This window comes from Psychrobacter sp. AntiMn-1 (assembly GCF_001854065.1).
Lineage (GTDB): Bacteria > Pseudomonadota > Gammaproteobacteria > Pseudomonadales > Moraxellaceae > Psychrobacter > Psychrobacter pacificensis.
The window spans coordinates 1,652,208-1,669,796 of the sequence record NZ_CP012969.1; the positions used below are offsets into that span (position 1 = coordinate 1,652,208).

Annotated in this window: 12 protein-coding genes; 5 read left to right on the forward strand and 7 right to left on the reverse strand. The window is 44.1% G+C overall.

Annotation, left to right across the window (positions count from 1 at the left end; genetic code table 11):
* Nucleotides 1–5: 5 nt before the first annotated feature.
* The 4 genes from AOT82_RS06930 to AOT82_RS06945 all read right to left on the reverse strand — a co-directional run bounded on the left by AOT82_RS06930 (nucleotide 6) and on the right by AOT82_RS06945 (nucleotide 3,114).
* Complete coding sequence (locus AOT82_RS06930; protein ID WP_227517114.1) at nucleotides 6–389, reverse strand: RnfH family protein; 384 nt, start codon at nucleotides 387–389, stop codon at nucleotides 6–8.
* A complete protein-coding gene (locus AOT82_RS06935; RefSeq protein WP_071002371.1) occupies nucleotides 365–1,495 on the reverse strand; it encodes a hypothetical protein in 1,131 nt (376 codons plus the stop codon). The genes AOT82_RS06930 and AOT82_RS06935 overlap by 25 nt, the downstream gene beginning before the upstream one ends.
* A gap of 291 nt (nucleotides 1,496–1,786) precedes the next feature.
* A complete protein-coding gene (locus AOT82_RS06940) occupies nucleotides 1,787–2,455 on the reverse strand; it encodes a c-type cytochrome (protein WP_071002372.1) in 669 nt (222 codons plus the stop codon).
* Between the two features lie 323 nt (nucleotides 2,456–2,778).
* Nucleotides 2,779–3,114, reverse strand: coding sequence for a c-type cytochrome (locus tag AOT82_RS06945; RefSeq protein WP_058024226.1), 336 nt, complete (start codon nucleotides 3,112–3,114; stop codon nucleotides 2,779–2,781).
* Nucleotides 3,115–3,784: 670 nt separating this feature from the next.
* Here AOT82_RS06945 and yihA point away from each other — a divergent pair.
* Nucleotides 3,785–4,552, forward strand: a complete 768-nt coding sequence (yihA, locus tag AOT82_RS06950; protein ID WP_071002373.1) for a ribosome biogenesis GTP-binding protein YihA/YsxC — start codon at nucleotides 3,785–3,787, stop codon at nucleotides 4,550–4,552.
* Nucleotides 4,553–4,637: 85 nt separating this feature from the next.
* Here yihA and AOT82_RS06955 read toward each other — a convergent pair whose 3' ends face one another.
* Both AOT82_RS06955 and AOT82_RS06960 read right to left on the reverse strand, forming a co-directional pair.
* Nucleotides 4,638–5,351 (reverse strand): HAD family hydrolase, encoded by a 714-nt coding sequence (locus AOT82_RS06955; protein ID WP_071002374.1) that lies wholly within the window; start codon nucleotides 5,349–5,351, stop codon nucleotides 4,638–4,640.
* 139 nt (nucleotides 5,352–5,490) lie between these two features.
* Complete coding sequence (locus tag AOT82_RS06960) at nucleotides 5,491–6,501, reverse strand: RluA family pseudouridine synthase (RefSeq protein WP_071002375.1); 1,011 nt, start codon at nucleotides 6,499–6,501, stop codon at nucleotides 5,491–5,493.
* Between the two features lie 1,200 nt (nucleotides 6,502–7,701).
* Here AOT82_RS06960 and AOT82_RS06965 point away from each other — a divergent pair.
* Nucleotides 7,702–11,904 (forward strand): Rne/Rng family ribonuclease, encoded by a 4,203-nt coding sequence (locus tag AOT82_RS06965; RefSeq protein ID WP_071002376.1) that lies wholly within the window; start codon nucleotides 7,702–7,704, stop codon nucleotides 11,902–11,904.
* 125 nt (nucleotides 11,905–12,029) lie between these two features.
* On the opposite strand, the gene AOT82_RS06970 is transcribed toward AOT82_RS06965, so the two are convergent.
* Complete coding sequence (locus tag AOT82_RS06970) at nucleotides 12,030–12,959, reverse strand: DUF808 domain-containing protein (protein WP_071002377.1); 930 nt, start codon at nucleotides 12,957–12,959, stop codon at nucleotides 12,030–12,032.
* A gap of 420 nt (nucleotides 12,960–13,379) precedes the next feature.
* Between AOT82_RS06970 and AOT82_RS06975 the strand changes: the two genes are divergently transcribed.
* From AOT82_RS06975 to AOT82_RS06985, 3 genes are all read left to right on the forward strand, one after another.
* A complete protein-coding gene (locus AOT82_RS06975; protein ID WP_071002378.1) occupies nucleotides 13,380–14,234 on the forward strand; it encodes a DsbC family protein in 855 nt (284 codons plus the stop codon).
* Between the two features lie 386 nt (nucleotides 14,235–14,620).
* On the forward strand, nucleotides 14,621–15,979 hold the full coding sequence (locus tag AOT82_RS06980) for a homoserine dehydrogenase (protein WP_058025677.1): 1,359 nt from the start codon (nucleotides 14,621–14,623) through the stop codon (nucleotides 15,977–15,979).
* 143 nt (nucleotides 15,980–16,122) lie between these two features.
* Nucleotides 16,123–17,304, forward strand: a complete 1,182-nt coding sequence (locus tag AOT82_RS06985) for a thiolase family protein (RefSeq protein ID WP_071002379.1) — start codon at nucleotides 16,123–16,125, stop codon at nucleotides 17,302–17,304.
* Nucleotides 17,305–17,589 lie beyond the last annotated feature (285 nt).

The following is a 17,589-nucleotide window of genomic DNA, read 5'->3' on the forward strand; positions in this document are numbered from 1 at the left end:
ATAACTTAACCGCGAGATTTATTTTTGCGCTGAGACATTGGATCAGCGCTTAAACTGCGATATACCTCGATACGGTCAAAAGGCTGCAATAGATAATTCAGCGGCTGTTTTTGTGCATAGATGCCCACATGCCAACGTTTAGCGGTTGGCGTTGTAACGTTTACTGCTTGCTCACACCATTTTGCCAGCGCTGCAAACCTTTCAAGCCAGCCAGCTTTGCCTAGTGCCTCATACAGACTCGTACCTTGGCTAACCTCTAACACCAGATAATGCTGGCGCTGCTCATCTTCCGCATACGCCAGATAGACTGTCATTAACTCCGATTGCAGTGCATTACTATTACTATGCTTACTGACATCACCTGTTAGCTCAACCACTGTATTACCCAACCTATTAACGCCAATAGCAATGCCAGCGGTACGACAAGACGTATCGCGACTCGCCATAAGTTATAGAATGCTTCGCTGCTAAAGTTCAATGATTTGCGTAAATGACTGATCTTCATCTGCCATCCTGCAAATACCGATAATAGTAGTACCGCTATGCTACTCACTATAACTAGAATGCCTACCAGCCAAGTCGTCGGAATCGCAACCACTAGTAGCAATGCTAAAACAAAAGTTATTATCAAGCTAACTAACAGCCCAAACTTATGCGCTAACTGCTGAGTACTGTAATGCAGCAAATAGCTAACGACGAATAGTACGCCAGCCCAATAGAGTAGCTGCCCGATCGGTGGTAACGACATACCACTAATAAATAACGCGACAACCCCTACCAATACCTGCAAAATCCAAATTGGTAATACCAATTTAGTGGCACGATAATCACGAGCAGCCCTACTTTGTGCTTGTTGGCTGCTTGCTTCCACGGCAGTGACCGTCTGCTTACTGACCAAGTTTTGCCCGAACCAGTACAACCCTGTACCCGCACCAACACTGACCAATGCTAGCGCCACTGCCCGTGCCCATTCAACCAAGCTAATATCGGTCATAGCAAAACTAATATTAGGCACACCATTTGCGATGCTCAGTATTAATCCAACGACCATCAATCCGAGGCCAATAGGCAAAGGCGCGGTCCCAAGCAGACTTAATAGCACAGTAATAACCATCAACCCTGCGGCAACCGCAAAACTTGGTACATCAGGGGTACTATTAAGCTCAGTCAAAGCGGTTAATATCCCTGTACTGGCACCTGATATGATCAATGCTGCAATCACAATAGAAACCAATGCAGCCAGCCAACCAAAGCTTCGCCATATTGGGCTTGCATCTGATTCGCGAGTGAGCTTTTGCATACCGGCCAAAGGTCCCTCGACACTACGATAAGCCAAAGCTATCTCAGCATAAACAACTGGCAACGCGACCAACACCATTGCTAGCAGCCATAATAACCAAAAATCGATCTCACCGATTGACGCAGGGGCAAACCAGCGAAATAATAACAGCGGTAACAATACCGCGATAAAATAAGAAGCATAACGGATCATCATAATCTCAATCCAAACGATCTAATACCATTCACAAAAACGACAGTAGCAAGCAAAACGAGTTCGATACAGCTAATCGCATTTTTGAGTATGGTATAAAGTGAATAACGGTAATTTATAATTATACAGAGCAATGAGTTGCCTCTGTAAAGCAATTCAGCTGTACATTGTCTTTTCAATATAAGGGACAAACAGTTATAAAAAAACCCCGAAATCGGGGTTTAGTAATTCAGACATGATCAATAATTCTATCTACAACGTGCGTATCAGATAGTGATCATCAGTGCCGTTTAATTAGTGAATAGCACTCACATAGTCTGACAAGATACGAATGTCACGATCTGATAATTTCGATGCAACGGTTTGCATCATACCCATCTCACCTTCTTTCGCAGCATCATTGACACGTTTTTGATCATCGCTATCGATATCATCAGCACGTCCAGCGGCGCGGAATAGTTTTAGCTGAGTGGCAATGTATTGAGCATGCTGCCCGCCTAATTTTGGAAACGCTGCCCAAGGGTTACCTGCACCATCCGGACCATGACAACCAGCACAACCAATCACACCGCGTGATTTATCGCCACCCAAGAATAGTTTGGTGGCTTCTTGGTTCGTTGCAGGGTTGCCGTATCCAACACCCCAAGGCGCTTGGCTAGAGTAGTAACCTGCCACGTTGGCTAGATCTTGCTGAGACAAGTTAGCAACCTGTGACTGCATGACACCGTTTTTGCGATAGCCTGCTTTAAAGTTAACTAACTGTTTATAAAGATATTTTACATTTTGGCCGCCAAGGTTTGGCTGCGCAGGAACAATACTGACCCCATTAAGACCATGACAAGCAGCACAAACGGTTTCTGCAATTTTCTGACCTGCATCGACGTCATACTCAGGAACAATAATAGCAGCTTGTACGCTGAAACTTGCAACGCATAAGCTGGCAGCAGCGATTAACTTTTTCATTGATACAAATCCTACTAGCTCGGCGTAAGCATTATTTAGAGTGATTGCACGGATAAGATACCTAATATAGTCGCCTCTTTAATCATAGGCGTGGCATATATTTTGAGGTCTTGGACACAAGCAGTCTGAAAGTACTTACTAACATCAGGGTTTATTTTCGATTATTATAGCAAGACTTTGTATCATTTGCCTACTTAATCGTAGTATTCATCAGTTTTCTGATGAGCATAGCCTAAAGTATAGGGCAAAAATAAAAAGCGCATTCAGGTTGTAAACCCAGCGCTCTATCTTACTTATCGCTTCAAGCTTCATTTCTAAATGGACTACTTGCTCATATACTCGATAAGCTTACGGTAGTCATCATCACTACAGGTGTTACAAAGACCGCCTGCTGGCATTTGAATCATGCCACTTTTGACAGATTTAATGAGTGTCGGCATGCCCTTTTGCTCAATAAGTTTCTGCCATTTGGCACTATCGCCTTTTTTGATAGCATTTAGTGCGCCACTATCATGACAGGCTGCACATGAGTTATCATAAGTAGTAGCAATATCAGCCGCACCTGCGCTACTGATCATGATGCCACTTAGCAATAAGGCAGCACTGCCAACTGTTAGAGCATGATAGCCCTTACTAAGAAGTCTATTGATTGAAAACATAGAGCACCTCCTCGTGAGATTTCACGTATCACATCAATCGTTCTATTAGGGCGTGTCGAACATTCGCAAATAGGCACTGCTGATCGCTAAAATGGTTCCAGACAAGGCACAAAGCGACGATAATGCAGATGCCTTAGCGAGATTTGTAACGCAGTATGGGGCAATTTTAGCATCAGCCCCAAAGATAAAAGCAGGGGACAGGACTCTTTTTTGCCGCTTCATCGTTAAAAATAAGCGCTTAGAGTGACTAAACTTATTATTTTTAACATCGAATCGCCTAAAAAATAGTCGCTGTCAGTGCCATGGTCGAATGTTCAATACGTCCTAAATGTCTTTTATTAAACATTGTAACAATATATGTCATGCAAACATAGATAAATTATATTCAGCTTTGTTAACACTAAAAACTTATTCTAATCAACAATTAACTTTAATGTTATCCTACTATTTATATGATGCTAATCGCAGTTATTTCAATAAGTAAGACAGGTAATAGTATAGAATAGCGGATAATATCAAATCGCTAACTTTACAAGGTGTAAGCGCTGATAAAGAAGAGCCTCTTTCCACTTTTTGCATATTTGCTAAATTGAAGTCATGGCTTAAACCAACCACCAGCTAACCAGAATTTTATACCCGTATCTAATTTTTTAAGATTAATGAGCCATTTATGAATACCCCGTTTACCGATGTTGCTGCCGAACATGCGCTGTTCAACACCAAATCTCGTCAGAAAATTCAGCAGACTGAATTTATGACCTCAGCGCCCACCTTTAAGCTTTGCCCACCTGATATGGGATTAGAAGTTGCCTTTGCAGGACGCTCAAACGCTGGTAAATCCTCAGCTATCAACGCTTTGACCAATCAGCGCCAGCTTGCACGCTCGTCCAAAACGCCTGGGCGCACGCAGATGATTAACTTTTTTAGTATCGGTAACACTGATAGACGACTGGTTGATTTGCCAGGTTACGGCTATGCCGCTGTACCACTTGAGATGAAAAAAGAATGGCAGGTCGAGCTAGAAGAGTATCTAGTATCGCGCTCAAGTCTTGCTGGCCTAGTGCTGATGACGGACATTCGTCACCCACTCAAGTTTTTTGACGAGCAGATGCTGCATTGGGCAAAAGATGGCGAGCTACCTGTCCATATTTTGCTCACCAAAGCTGACAAGCTAAAATATGGCGCGTCCAAAAATGCCCTACTCAATACCCGCAAAAGACTCAAAAAACTCGGCTTAAACTGTACTATCCAGTTATTTTCAGCCTTGAGAAAAGAAGGTCTGGATGAGCTGGCTGGTGTCATGGGTAGATGGTACGACTACCAGCTTGATAATGACAAAATCATTGAGAGTAATCTGACACAAAATGATACTGCTAATGATGCTAGTGAACAACTGGTAGCTAACTCAGTGACAGACGCACCAAAAGATGCTGAATAAATATTGTCTTTGCCAGGCATCAAAAAAGGGGTTTGTCGATATTAACGATAAACCCTTTTTTTATGTAAGTTAAAAAGGCTTTTATTTAAGCACACAATAGCTTAGCCAATGCTTGCGGCGTATCAACCTGATATGTCGGCTGCTGAGCGGCAAGCTCTGCACTTGTTGCTGTGCCATAGTTGACCGCGATACTGGTCATGCCAAGCTTGGTTGCCATTTGAATATCATAGATACTGTCTCCGATAAACACGGCATCAGAAACCTTTTTTTGTGTATACGCCAAAATATCGGTTAACATCTGCGGATCAGGCTTTGAGCCTGACTCATCAGTACAGCGTGTCATGACAAAATAATCGCGACTGTCAGAGGCATCCAATACACGATCGAGCCCTTTTCTTTTTTTACCAGTTGCAACAGCAAGCTTTTTGCCCTGCACCTGCAGAGTCTGCAACATATCCTCTATCGGCTCAAAGAGTGGCGTGCAGTGGCTATTAGCAATATAGTACTCTGCATAAGTCTGCTGAATGGCGAGCGTCTGCGACTCATCTGCATAAGGATATAAAATCTCGATACCATTCATTAAACTCAGACCAATGATGTCTTTCACCGCTTTATCAGTCGTCTTAAATCCATGTGCCTCTCCAGCCACATGCATAGAATCCACAATTAAGCCGATAGAATCCATCAGCGTACCGTCCCAGTCAAAAATAATTAGTGTCTTATCAGATAGACGGTGCTCATCTGCTAGCTGAGAGTGTTGAGTAAGTTCTGGCGTATCAGTGGTAAATAATGCAGTCATGGATTCACCTTAACGAATAACAATAGTAAGTAGCAGATACGAAAACGTCACGGCGGCTTATTGATTAAATAAGGTATCGTGACGTTTTCATGTTTCTATAAAGGTCTACATTTTTAGACCAAAATGATTATATTTAGACTTATTCAGGCAACTTGGCTGTCTCTGGTAGCCAATCCGCCATGTCGTCTGGCAATGGTGCGGTAATAGCGTCATAACCCGGAATATCTAAGCGCCACGCGTGGAGACACAGACGATGAACGCCTGATTTATCATGCACGTTATACTTATCATCACCCAAAATGGCATGACCAATATGAGCCAAATGCACACGGATTTGATGCGTACGGCCAGTTAGTGGCTTGGCTTCGATGAGGCTAACTGGCTGACTATTAATCATAAAACGCTCATGAATGATAATATCGGTTTGGCTGTCTTTGGCTTGCGGGTCTTGGCTATCTACCTTGACACGGCGCTCACCATTAGCAAGCGTATAGCGTAACAATGGTGCATTGATACGTTGCTCATTCAGCGCAGGCTGTCCTTTGGCCAGACATAGATAGTGCTTTTGAATAGTCTTGTCTACCAAATGCTGCTGCAATACTTTGAGTGTTGAGCGTTTTTTGGAGATCATCAACAGCCCTGAGGTATCTTTGTCGATGCGGTGAATCAGCTCTAGATACTTTTTGCCCGTCACTTCACGCATGGCTTCGATGACGCCGAAGTCCAAGCCGCTACCGCCATGCACTGCAATACCAAAAGGCTTGTTTAGTACGATCAAGCCTTCATCTTCATAGACCACGCGAGCGAGCAAGCTTTTGGCAAACTCAGTACTGATGATAGGTTTGTCACGTGTTGCCAACTCCACAGGTGCGATACGCACGACGTCTTCACGCTGCAATCTATCATGTGCCTTACAGCGTTTATTGTTGACGCGCACTTCATCTGAGCGAATCATTTTATAGATGTGCGATTTTGGCAAACCCTTCAAGCGATTGAGCAAAAAGTTATCCAAACGCTGGTCGTGCTGATGGCGTGTTACTTCAAGGTAGTTTACCTTGCCGAAGTTGCTAATCTCATCGTCAGCGCTTTGTGGGCGGGTTTTACTATTGAAAATAGCAGGCGCTTCATGGGTAGGAGCGTCGTCAGTCATTTTTGAGTTTGTCATTTTTAGTTAGGTATTTACACAAAGATTTGTTATAGTTTAGCATGTTGAGCGACAATTAAGCAGAGGCGACAGCAATAATCATTGTTGTTTCAGATAGCTGGTCACTGTTTTATTACTTTCCAGTGTTTACTGATTGTTAGTAAAGAGGTCAATGCTATTTACCCTGCTGCTATGAAACGTTTCATCTAATTGTAGGGCCAGTCGTTTAGAGGCATTAGCATTTAAAGGTATTCGTTACCAAACACAGCCCTATAAATTAAAACACTGTATCGAATTTTACTCGGTACCATAAAACAAATAGTGACACTAAATACCATCGCGTTAATAACTTTGACGATCAGTCTATTTATTAACGGATGACAACACCACATTGACTCACTAACTGCATGACAACGACTTTTTTTGATAACTATTTATTATTTAATGATTACTTATCTGATGGTCATTTATGACAGCATAGTTGAGCAAGTATGGGTCGGTTAGCGTTAGGATCGAAAAATAGTTCGATAGCTGCCTGAGTATTGGTGGTCAAACAGATGACGATAAAGAGGTAAATACGATACCATGCTGACAAGCTGGTCCATTACTCTGTTTGCCAAGTACGCCCCGCTGATAACCAAAGCTGTGATACCTAACCTTGAGACACCCAAGATATTATTGACGATATATAAAGAACGATAAATAAAGAGTAACCAATCGCTTTGCCTGAATAGATAACCGCTGACTGATGACGCTACGATATATAGTAGCAATCACGACCGCGATATTATTGTTAGACTTTGAAGGATGAATGGCTACCGCAATATGCCTTTTTAATATCAGTATTTTTTAGACCCGTAGCTGTCCGTCGCCCACGCTTACAACGTGCGCCAACATCACTACCAATAGAACGTACTGACATTAAGAGAGTTTTTATTCGCTGACATATTCATATATGTACCAAGTTTATTGATAATAGAATATAAGTATCATAGCCTTACACCCTATTTTATTTATATTAATGTGAGCACCGCTCATAAGTTCAGGTAAAAGAGCCATTGAAAAAGCCTACGTGCTTTACGAAACCCACGATTTACGTTCTACTGTTCACTGATATCTACAAATGCTAATGTCATATTAGCCACACTTGCCACTATCTTTTAAAGACTGTCTTATCGTTGTTATGCGTACTCATAGGATATAAATATGAAACGCATTTTGATCAACGCAACTCAAAACGAAGAGATTCGTGTCGCCTTATGTACAGGCAATCATCTATACGATTTCGACCTAGAAAATCGTACCCGCGAGCAAAAAAAATCTAACATTTATAAAGGCCATGTAACCCGTGTTGAGCCATCGCTTGAAGCGGTATTTGTCGAGTACGGCTCTCAGCGCCAAGGATTTTTGCCGATTCGTGAAATCTCTGCCGAATACCTAAGCGGTAACCCACGTGATGAAAACATCAAAAAACTGATTAAAGAAGGCGACGAGCTAATCGTCCAAGTCGAAAAAGAAGAGCGCGGTAACAAAGGCGCTGCCCTATCGACGTATGTCTCTTTGGCTGGTCGCTATCTGGTACTCATGCCAAATAACCCTCGTGGCGGCGGTATCTCACGTCAAATCTCAGGCAAGCTGCGCGAAGACATGAAACGTATGCTGAGCAATCTTGATTTGCCAAAAGGCATGAGTGTTATCATTCGTACCGCGGGTATCGGCAAGACGCAAGAAGACTTGCAACATGACCTTAACCATTTGCTTAATATCTGGCAGGCCATCCAAGAACAAAACCAAAAATATCCGTCACCGCGCCTTGTCCATCAAGAAGCAGGTGTCGTTACCCGTGCTGTCCGTGACTATTTGCGTGATGATATCGCTGAGATTTGGATTGATAACGAAAACGCTTATATTGAAGCAGCAGGCTTTATTGATGCAGTGATGCCAAAACAAGCCGAAAAGCTACGCAAATATACCGATTATGAACCAATGTTTTCGCGCTTTAATATCGAAAAACAAATCGAAACGGCCTATCAGCGTGAGGTACGTCTACCATCAGGTGGCTCAATCGTCATCGACCAAACAGAAGCCTTGGTCTCTATCGACATCAACTCAGCTAAGTCGACTAAAGGTTCAGACGTTGCTGAGACTGCTTATCATACCAACCTAGAAGCGGCCGACGAGATTGCCCGTCAGCTGCGTTTGCGTGATATGGGTGGTTTGATCGTTATTGACTTTATTGACATGAATGACAATAAGCATCAAAAAGAAGTCGAAAAGCGTCTAATTGATGCGACCAAATACGATCGTGCTCGCGTCCAGTTTGGTGATATCTCTAAATTTGGTCTGATGGAAATGAGCCGTCAGCGTCTACGTCCATCATTAGAAGAATCAACTGGTTATATCTGCCCACGTTGCCATGGTAACGGTATGATTCGTGACCTGCGTTCATTGTCGCTCTCTATCATGCGTCAAATTGAACAAATTGCGCTCAAAGAACGCCAAGGTGAAGTACAAGCGGAAGTTCCAACCGACATCGCAGCATTTTTGCTAAATGAAAAGCGTGACAGCTTGGTTTATCTTGAGCAAGATAGTGGCACTCGTATCACGATTTTGCCGCACGCCCATTTAGAGTCACCAAACTTTAAGCTGCACTTTAACCGCGACGGATTTGCCCCATCGAGCTACGAGCGTATCACTGATACCCAGCAACAAGAGCACAGTGACCTTGGCTACAATGTCGACTGGCAAACGGCTGAAAAAGAGCGCCCTGAGCAGCAGCCTACTCGCCAGCCTCGTAAACCGTCAAATGATAACAACAAGCAGAGCACAGCCACGCAATCGCAGAACGATACCGTCAATCATAGCAATGATCGCCGTAATCATAAAAATGCTAATGACGCTGCGCCAGCGCGCGCACCACAAGCCAGTCAACCTAAAAACGTTGTAGCGCCAGTCGCAGCGCAAGCTCAAAATGTGGAAGCCACTGCTCAACCAAAAGCAGTCGCTTGGTTATCAAATCTGTTTGCGCAAGCACCGCAAGCCACCACCACACCTAGTGTCAGTAGTCGCGATGCCGCTGAAGCGATCGAGGCCTTGGTAAATACTGGCGCACAAAGCTTAGGCTCATTTGGCCAAGTTGATAGCAATGCATTGAATAGTGGCGCTTCAAATAGTGAGCAGCCAACTCAACAAAACAATCATCAGAAAAACGACAACCAACCATCAGATAGCAACGCTAATCGTCAACAGACACGCCGTACTAACGACAGCGATACTGATGACAGCAATAACGAAGACAGAAGAAGACGTAAGCCGCGTAAGTCAAGAAACTCAAAGCCGCGTCAAAGAAAAGAAGCGACTGACGAGACGACTGACCATACCAATAGCGGTGCTGATGAGAAATCGTCTGACACGCAAGGCCAACAACAGCAAGACAAGCGTCAACAGGAAAACAGACGTACGAACGATCGCAATCGTAATAACCGTCAAGACAACAGCAATCGTCAAGACAATAACCAAAAAGCAAACGATCGTAATGACGCAGACAACGTAACTGGCCAAAAAGCTGATGAGCAAGTGCGCGCTAAGCGTAAATCGCATAGCCAACGTGGCTCACGCGGAAAGCTAGAGCGCGGTGAGACGCTAACGGCTGACGATGTTAAGCAAAACAAGCAGCAAAATGGTAAAAATAGCGACGATGCCAATGGTAAAAACCAATCTGGCACACGTCGTAGTCAGGACCCTAATGAAGTCGTGCTACAAGTCAATGAAGCACCGACCAAGCTAAAGGCGTCAGAAGTTGTACACTTATCTTTAGATGATAGCAAGTCCACGCCTGCTAAGCCTCAATCTAGCGATAAACAACGCTCAACAAACGGCACGGCAAAGAACGAGAGCACAAAAGATCACGCTACTCAGCAAGCTGCCAACAAGCCTAGTAACAGTGAGAAAAATACTGACCAAAAAGGTGACAATAAAAAGGGTACGGTAGAGACGTCTGAGAATCAGACTCAAAACAACCAAGAGGCGACTACTAACGCTAAGGTGCAAAACAATGCACCTGATCGTAAGCAGAGCACTGATAATAAAAATCAGTCAGAACAAGCGCAACCAACCTCTTCTAGCGACCAACCAGCCTCTGCTGGCGACGTAGACAGTCAGTCAGTTAGTACAAAAACGGCTGATGCAGAACAGGCCAAAACCAAGCCCGAGCATCAGAAAGCTGAGACCACTGATACTGGTACCACTGATAATGTCAGTAAAGCTGAAGAAGCTAAAAAAGTTCCAGCTAATGACAGTGGTGCCAATGATAAAGGCATGAGTAACTCAGCACTTGAGTTAACACACGAATCACTGTTTGGTGAACGTTACGTGACTGCTGAGAAGTTTGGTCAAGCTAGCAACGACCCACGTGTGGTACGTGCTCAGCAAGCAAAAGCAACACCTCAGGTCGAAGCTACTACTGTAAGTGTAGCAGCGATACGTGGCACCGTTGGTGAGTTTATTCGTGCGACGCTGCCAGACGCGCAAACTCGCTTAGCAGAAAATGGCGTTATCAGCTGCTTTATCGAGACAATTGCCTTGTATAACGAGCAAGCGCAATCTGCAGATAATAGCACCAACGTTGAGAATGCTGTCGATGACAACCATAGCAACAATATGGCCAGTCAGCGCTTTGACTTTAGCAACTATGGCTACCAGCCATTAGCAGCCGATTACTTGGCACGCTTCGCAGCGATGACTCAAGCAGTCAGTCAATTTGCAGTAGCTCAAGGCAAAACCGCCGTTGAACCACGTGCCATTGGCAAGCGTGCCAGCAATGATCCACGCGGTCAGCATCCTGACTACCAAGAGCCAGCTGTGTTGAGTGTTCCTACAAAGCAGACTTCGAGCAATGAAGCATCGCTAGTAAATACTAAGCAAAACAATAGCGAAGTGGATGCACATAACGTTGAAGCGACAGCACTGGCCAATCAAGCTCAGGCTGACCATGTCAGCACTGATAGTGAGAAATTGCTAGAAGTCGAGCAAGCGCAATCAGCTGCTAACCGTGTAGAAGCTCAAGCCAGTGAAGCACAAGGAGTCAATACGACGGAAGCTGATGCAACACAGGCAGATGTAGAAAAGTCTGATGCAGAAGAGGCTGAGCAAACAACCGAATCTAAAGTAGAAGAATCTGCTAAAGAGACGAGCAAAGATGACAGTCAAGCAGCTAAATCTAAGACCACCATCGCCAGCTATAAAAACATGATCGAGAATGTGGCTGAGCAATTGCTGCCACAGACCGGCATGTTTAACCTGACGACGCCGAAGGTTCCAAAGGCACGCAGTCGCAAGCCCAAAACGGATCATAAAAAACCGACCCAAGCTGAGAAGCTTGCGTCTGATGATACCGATAGCGAAAGCTAATATATAGAAGCAGAAATATAAAAGCCCCAAAGCTACTAATAGCTTTGGGGCTTTTGCTTTAATAGGTTTTTGTTTAATTATCTATTTAGAATAAAATTGGACATAAGATAAAACCACAAACCAGCTTAATGAGTAGAAGAAGCCTTATCATCTTTGCCGCGAACTTTATCAATAATGGTAAGCAATGCCACAACTGCCACACCGATAATAAAACCAATAACACCATTTAATACGGTGGTTGTTACTCCTTCAAAAATACCAGTGAGATGTGCGATATCCTCTACACCGTGATGCAAAAAGCCAATACCATGTACTAAGATACCGCCACCCACTAAGAACATAGCCAACGTCCCTGCAATGGATAAAAACTTCATGAGCTTTGGCGCGGCGGCAAACATCACCTTACCTAATTTCTTCTTAAACGTGCTTTCTTGCTCCATCAGATGTAGGCCTGCATCATCTATTTTGACAATACCAGCGACCAAACCATAAATACCAATCGTAATACCAATTGCCAAGATGGACAATACTAAACTGCGTTCTAGCAAAGTAGCACTTGCCGTTGCGCCTAGTGCAATCACGATAATCTCAGCGGATAAGATAAAATCTGTACGTATGGCCCCTTTGATTTTTTCTTTTTCAAATGCCACTAAATCGACTGTTTCATCGGCATTGGCTTTTCGGCGAGCATTTTGTTCTTCATCATGTGGCAATGCATGTGGCCAAAACCGATGTATGACTTTTTCAGCCCCCTCATAAACCAAGAACAGACCGCCACACATCAATAAAAACGTGACAAGCGGTGGATAAATCGCACTAATCAATAACGCTGCTGGTACCAAAATGAGCTTATTGATGAACGAGCCCTTAGCAACTGCCCAGACAACAGGTAGTTCGCGGTTGGCTTTGACACCAGTAACTTGCTCAGCATTCAACGCCAAATCATCGCCCAATACCCCAGCGGTTTTTTTGGCAGCGACTTTGGTCATGACGGAGACGTCATCCAATATCACACTGATATCATCAAGTAAGGTTAATAAACTGGCACCTGCCATGTGTGCTCCTTAAAGCAAATTTGTTGAAGTAAGTACTACTGAAATCATTAAAACAAAGTTTTTTATTAGAGTTCTTATAAAAACAATTCTTATAATAACAATGCTGTTAGCAGTAGACTACAAGGGCACGTCCATATATTACATAGTACAAATGTATCTTATTTTTTGAATTTGTGTTGTCAGCTATTCTTAAAAGTTGGGATTATTTGCATTTATTAGACAGTGCATTTGAGCTGTCATTATCCATAAATATGCTAATATAGCGATTTTACCGCTTATCTTTACTATCAATCATTTATAAAAACTTCTGTAAAATTAAACCTTTAAAACACTATACAGACACCTTACTATATATTGTAATCCACAACGCTTTGTATATAACGAACTCATGTCTAGGCGCGATGCCTATAGGAAATCCATATGCCGTCATCCATTAGCAAAAATACCACGACGAATAATTTTTTCTCTCGTACTACCCTATCTCGTTTTGTGATGAGTGCCTTGCTAGTAGGTGTTGCTGCTGGCTGCTCAAACAATGCAGCGGATGCAACCGGTAATACCAGTGTTGTCAACGCGGCGCAGACCAAGGATGCACCAGCCAAAGCGTCAGCTGATAATGACTCTGCAGTAGTTAGTGCATTACAAGCAAACCTAAAGGCCTCTGGTATCGAAGAAACGATCGTCTCAGCGGTACCAACAGATATGGACGGTATTTATTGGGTGACTGCTGAAGGGCTACCCTCTTTCTTTACCGATAAGTCGGGTAAGCATATTATCCAAGGACAGATCGTTGCCGTTGGTGGTGATACGCCAGTTGATATCAGTGCTGCTTTGGCGGCCAGTACCGCGCAAGAAGCGTTACAAGCTGTTGATAAAAAAGAGATGATCATTTATCCAGCAAAAGGTGAGACCAAAGCGGTCGTCTATGCCTTTACTGATGCCGACTGTGGCTACTGCCGTAAACTACATTCAGAAATGGATGATATCAATGCGCGCGGTATCGAAGTGCGATATCTCGCATGGCCACGCAGTCAAGAGTCTGTGCCAAAGATGGAAGCGATTTGGTGTAGTCAGGATCGTAACGCAGCGATGGATCAAGCAAAAATGGGTGCCAATGTGCAAGCGCCTAGCTGTGCTACCCCTGTGCAAGCGCATATGGCTCTAGGATCAAGACTGGGTGTACGCGGTACCCCTGCCATCTTTACTGAAGCAGGCGAGCAAGTAGGTGGCTATTTACCTGCAGCACAACTGGCGCAAGCTGTCGGTGCAAACTAATACTTAATCCTAACATGTGATATTTTTAATATATTCTAATATCTACCGTTTATATGAATGGATTTAAATATAAGACAGCACCGCTTGAGCAATATCTGAGTATGCCAAGTACAGATGAGCACGATAGTTATTCTATAATCTATACCCTATATAACCTTATCGACATTGTGTAGACGTCACAACTGCTTGTCGGTATGATACGATAAAGCGCGATGCAAAATTAGCAATACCCTTTTATCTGAGCATTTTTTATTCAACTATAATGAAGTATGTATGCAAAGTAGCACTAGAAAATGCCTATAGACTGCCGGTGTTATGCCGCAGACTCATTTGCTATTGCCCCAGCGTTATGCCCGCTTCATTATATTTAACCTCTTGAGGATACTGTGAGCAATTCCATCAAACTAGCGATACTTGGTTTAGGCACCGTCGGAACAGGTGTGATCAACCTAATCAATGACAATTTAGATGAGCTAAAACGCCGTAGTGGACGCGATATTATTATTACCGAAGTGGGTACGCGCCGTCAGCGTGATGATATTGATACCAGCATCATGCAAAACAGTGACTTGATGGCAATTGCGGCAAGCGACAATGTCGATATCGTTATCGAAGTGATTGGTGGTACGACCTTGGCTAAAGACGTCATCATGCAAGCTATTAAAAACGGTAAGCATGTCGTAACTGCAAATAAAGCGCTATTGGCTGAACACGGCAATGAGATTTTTGCCTTTGCTGAAGAGAATAATGTCCATGTTGCTTATGAAGCAGCGGTGGCAGGCGGCATCCCAATTATCAAAGTGATGCGCGAAGCGCTTGCTGCCAATAAAATTGATTGGCTCGCAGGTATCATTAACGGTACTGGCAACTTTATCATGACCGAAATGCGTGACAAAGGTCGCCCATTTGCCGACGTACTAGAGGAGGCGCAAGAGCTGGGTTATGCAGAAGCAGATCCAACTTTTGATGTGGAAGGCATCGATGCGGCGCACAAACTAGCCTTGCTTGCCTCGATTGCCTTTGGTATCCCGCTACAGTTTGACAAAGTCTACTGTGAAGGCATCACTGGTATCACACTACAAGATGTCAACTACGCCGAAGAGCTTGGCTATCGTATCAAACATTTAGGATTTGCAGTACGCCGTGATGGTCAAGGCAACAGTGATGATGCTGGCGTTGAGTTGCGTGTACATCCAACGCTTATTCCACAAGATGCGTTGCTTGCCAATGTCAATGGCGTCAAAAACGCGGTATTGGTCAACTCACATCCACTTGGGCAAACACTCTACTGCGGTGATGGCGCTGGTGCTGGTGCTACTGCTTCGGCAGTGATGGCCGACGTCATGGATCTCGTCCGTGTATTAGGTAGCAAAAGTGGCGACGAGCAAAACAGCAGCGAGCAAAACAATCGTGGACACCATGTACCGCACTTAGCATTTATCCCTGAGCAACTCTCAGACACACCAATATTACGTGCTGAACAGATGATTACTGGTTACTACTTACGTGTACATGCTTATGATAGCCCAGGTGTTTTAGCGGACATCACTCGCATCCTAAGCGATGCAGGTATCAATATCGATGCCATTCTGCAGAAACCTGCGCATAAAGTGGGTCAAGTACCTGTCATTATCTTAACCCTACCTGTGGTCGAGAGCCAGATGAATCTCGCTATCGAAAAAATTGAAAAATTAGAGACCATTACTGATAAAGTAGTACGCATTCGCTTAGATGAGCTGGCTTAAAACATAATTTTAGCAAGCCACGCTTATCACCCCCTTTATCAGTGAGCCAGGCAAATGCTAACTGATAAAGAGTAACAGCGAACCAGCCCTTACCTCTCTATGAGGCACTTTCATTTAAAATACGTAAATAAGGAATAATAACGATGTCAAATGATGCAATTGTAATCTTAAACGGCGCACGTACACCAATGGGCGGCTTCCAAGGCGTACTAAAAGACATGAGTGCTAGCGATTTGGGCGCTGCTGCAATTAAAGCCGCTGTCGAACGCTCAGGCGTTAGTGTCGATGATATTGATGAAGTAATCATGGGTTGTATCTTGACTGCAGGTTTGGGTCAAGGCCCTGCCCGTCAAGCCATGCGCAAAGCTGGATTGTCTGACGCGACTGGCGCGGTCACCATTAACAAGCTATGCGGCTCAGGTCTAAAAGCCGTCATGCAAGCACATGATGGCATCAAAGCTGGTAGCTTCAATGTTGCTGTAGCTGGTGGTATGGAGTCAATGACCAATGCACCGTATCTGATGCCAGGGTCGCGTGGTGGCTACCGCATGGGTCACAAAGAAGTCAAAGATCATATGTTCTTAGACGGCCTAGAAGATGCTGAGACTGGTAAGCTCATGGGTATGTTCGCTCAAGAAATGGCGGATAAAAAAGGCTATACACGTGAAAAGATGGATGAGTTTGCCATCGAATCACTCAGTCGCGCGCTAACCGCTATCAAAGACAATCACTTCAAAGATGAAATTGAGCCTGTGACGTTTGAAACTCGTAAAGGCGAGCAAACGGTCGATACTGATGAGCAACCAGGCCTAGCGAATGCTGATCGTATCCCAAGCTTACGCCCAGCATTTGCAAAAGACGGTACGATCACTGCAGCCAATGCCAGCTCAATCTCAGACGGTGCTGCTGCTGTCGTCGTCATGAAAGAGTCACAAGCAAAGGCTGAAGGTCTGGATTATCAAGCTCGCATCGTTGCCACTGCTTCAAACTCTCGTCACCCAAGCGAATTCACCATCGCTCCGATCGGTGCCATCGAAAAAGTACTAGCAAATGCTGGCTGGTCAGTCGCTGATGTGGATCTATGGGAAATTAACGAAGCTTTTGCGATGGTCACTATGGCGGCTATGGACGAGCTAAACATCGACCACGCCAAAGTTAACGTTGAAGGCGGCGCTTGTGCGCTTGGTCATCCAGTAGGCTGTTCAGGTGCACGAATCCTAGTGACACTCATCAATTCTCTCAAGCGTACCGGCGGCAAAAAAGGCGTTGCGACACTTTGTATTGGTGGCGGCGAAGCAGTTGCCGTTGCTATTGAGCTTCCTTAAGTAAAAGTAATACTAGCGTGTCTTTGTTCAGATAATACGTAACATTTAACTTCACGCATTTATTGGTATTTATTTTTTGTTCAAGAACCGCATTGCTCATTGCTCTGCGGTTTTTTTGTGTCTATTGATTCAACGTTAACTTCAAACATTTCTTTGTGTTAAGACTCGTTAAGTTGTACCCCACCTATGTTATACCACTTACAGCCTATTACATGTAATTACCCCAAGCGCACATTTTGCTACCTTGCTCATGTATTTCATCCAAAATCATAGTGTTAGGATGGC

Excerpts from the sequence above, each read along its gene's own strand:
- AOT82_RS06985 (WP_071002379.1), top strand. The coding sequence starts at position 16,123 with ATGTCAAATGATGCAATTGTAATCTTAAACGGCGCACGTACACCAATG.
- AOT82_RS06975 (WP_071002378.1), top strand. The coding sequence starts at position 13,380 with ATGCCGTCATCCATTAGCAAAAATACCACGACGAATAATTTTTTCTCT.
- AOT82_RS06940 (WP_071002372.1), bottom strand. The coding sequence starts at position 2,455 with ATGAAAAAGTTAATCGCTGCTGCCAGCTTATGCGTTGCAAGTTTCAGC.
- yihA (WP_071002373.1), top strand. The coding sequence starts at position 3,785 with ATGAATACCCCGTTTACCGATGTTGCTGCCGAACATGCGCTGTTCAAC.
- AOT82_RS06945 (WP_058024226.1), bottom strand. The coding sequence starts at position 3,114 with ATGTTTTCAATCAATAGACTTCTTAGTAAGGGCTATCATGCTCTAACA.
- AOT82_RS06955 (WP_071002374.1), bottom strand. The coding sequence starts at position 5,351 with ATGACTGCATTATTTACCACTGATACGCCAGAACTTACTCAACACTCT.
- AOT82_RS06970 (WP_071002377.1), bottom strand. The coding sequence starts at position 12,959 with ATGGCAGGTGCCAGTTTATTAACCTTACTTGATGATATCAGTGTGATA.
- AOT82_RS06965 (WP_071002376.1), top strand. The coding sequence starts at position 7,702 with ATGAAACGCATTTTGATCAACGCAACTCAAAACGAAGAGATTCGTGTC.
- AOT82_RS06960 (WP_071002375.1), bottom strand. The coding sequence starts at position 6,501 with ATGACTGACGACGCTCCTACCCATGAAGCGCCTGCTATTTTCAATAGT.
- AOT82_RS06935 (WP_071002371.1), bottom strand. The coding sequence starts at position 1,495 with ATGATGATCCGTTATGCTTCTTATTTTATCGCGGTATTGTTACCGCTG.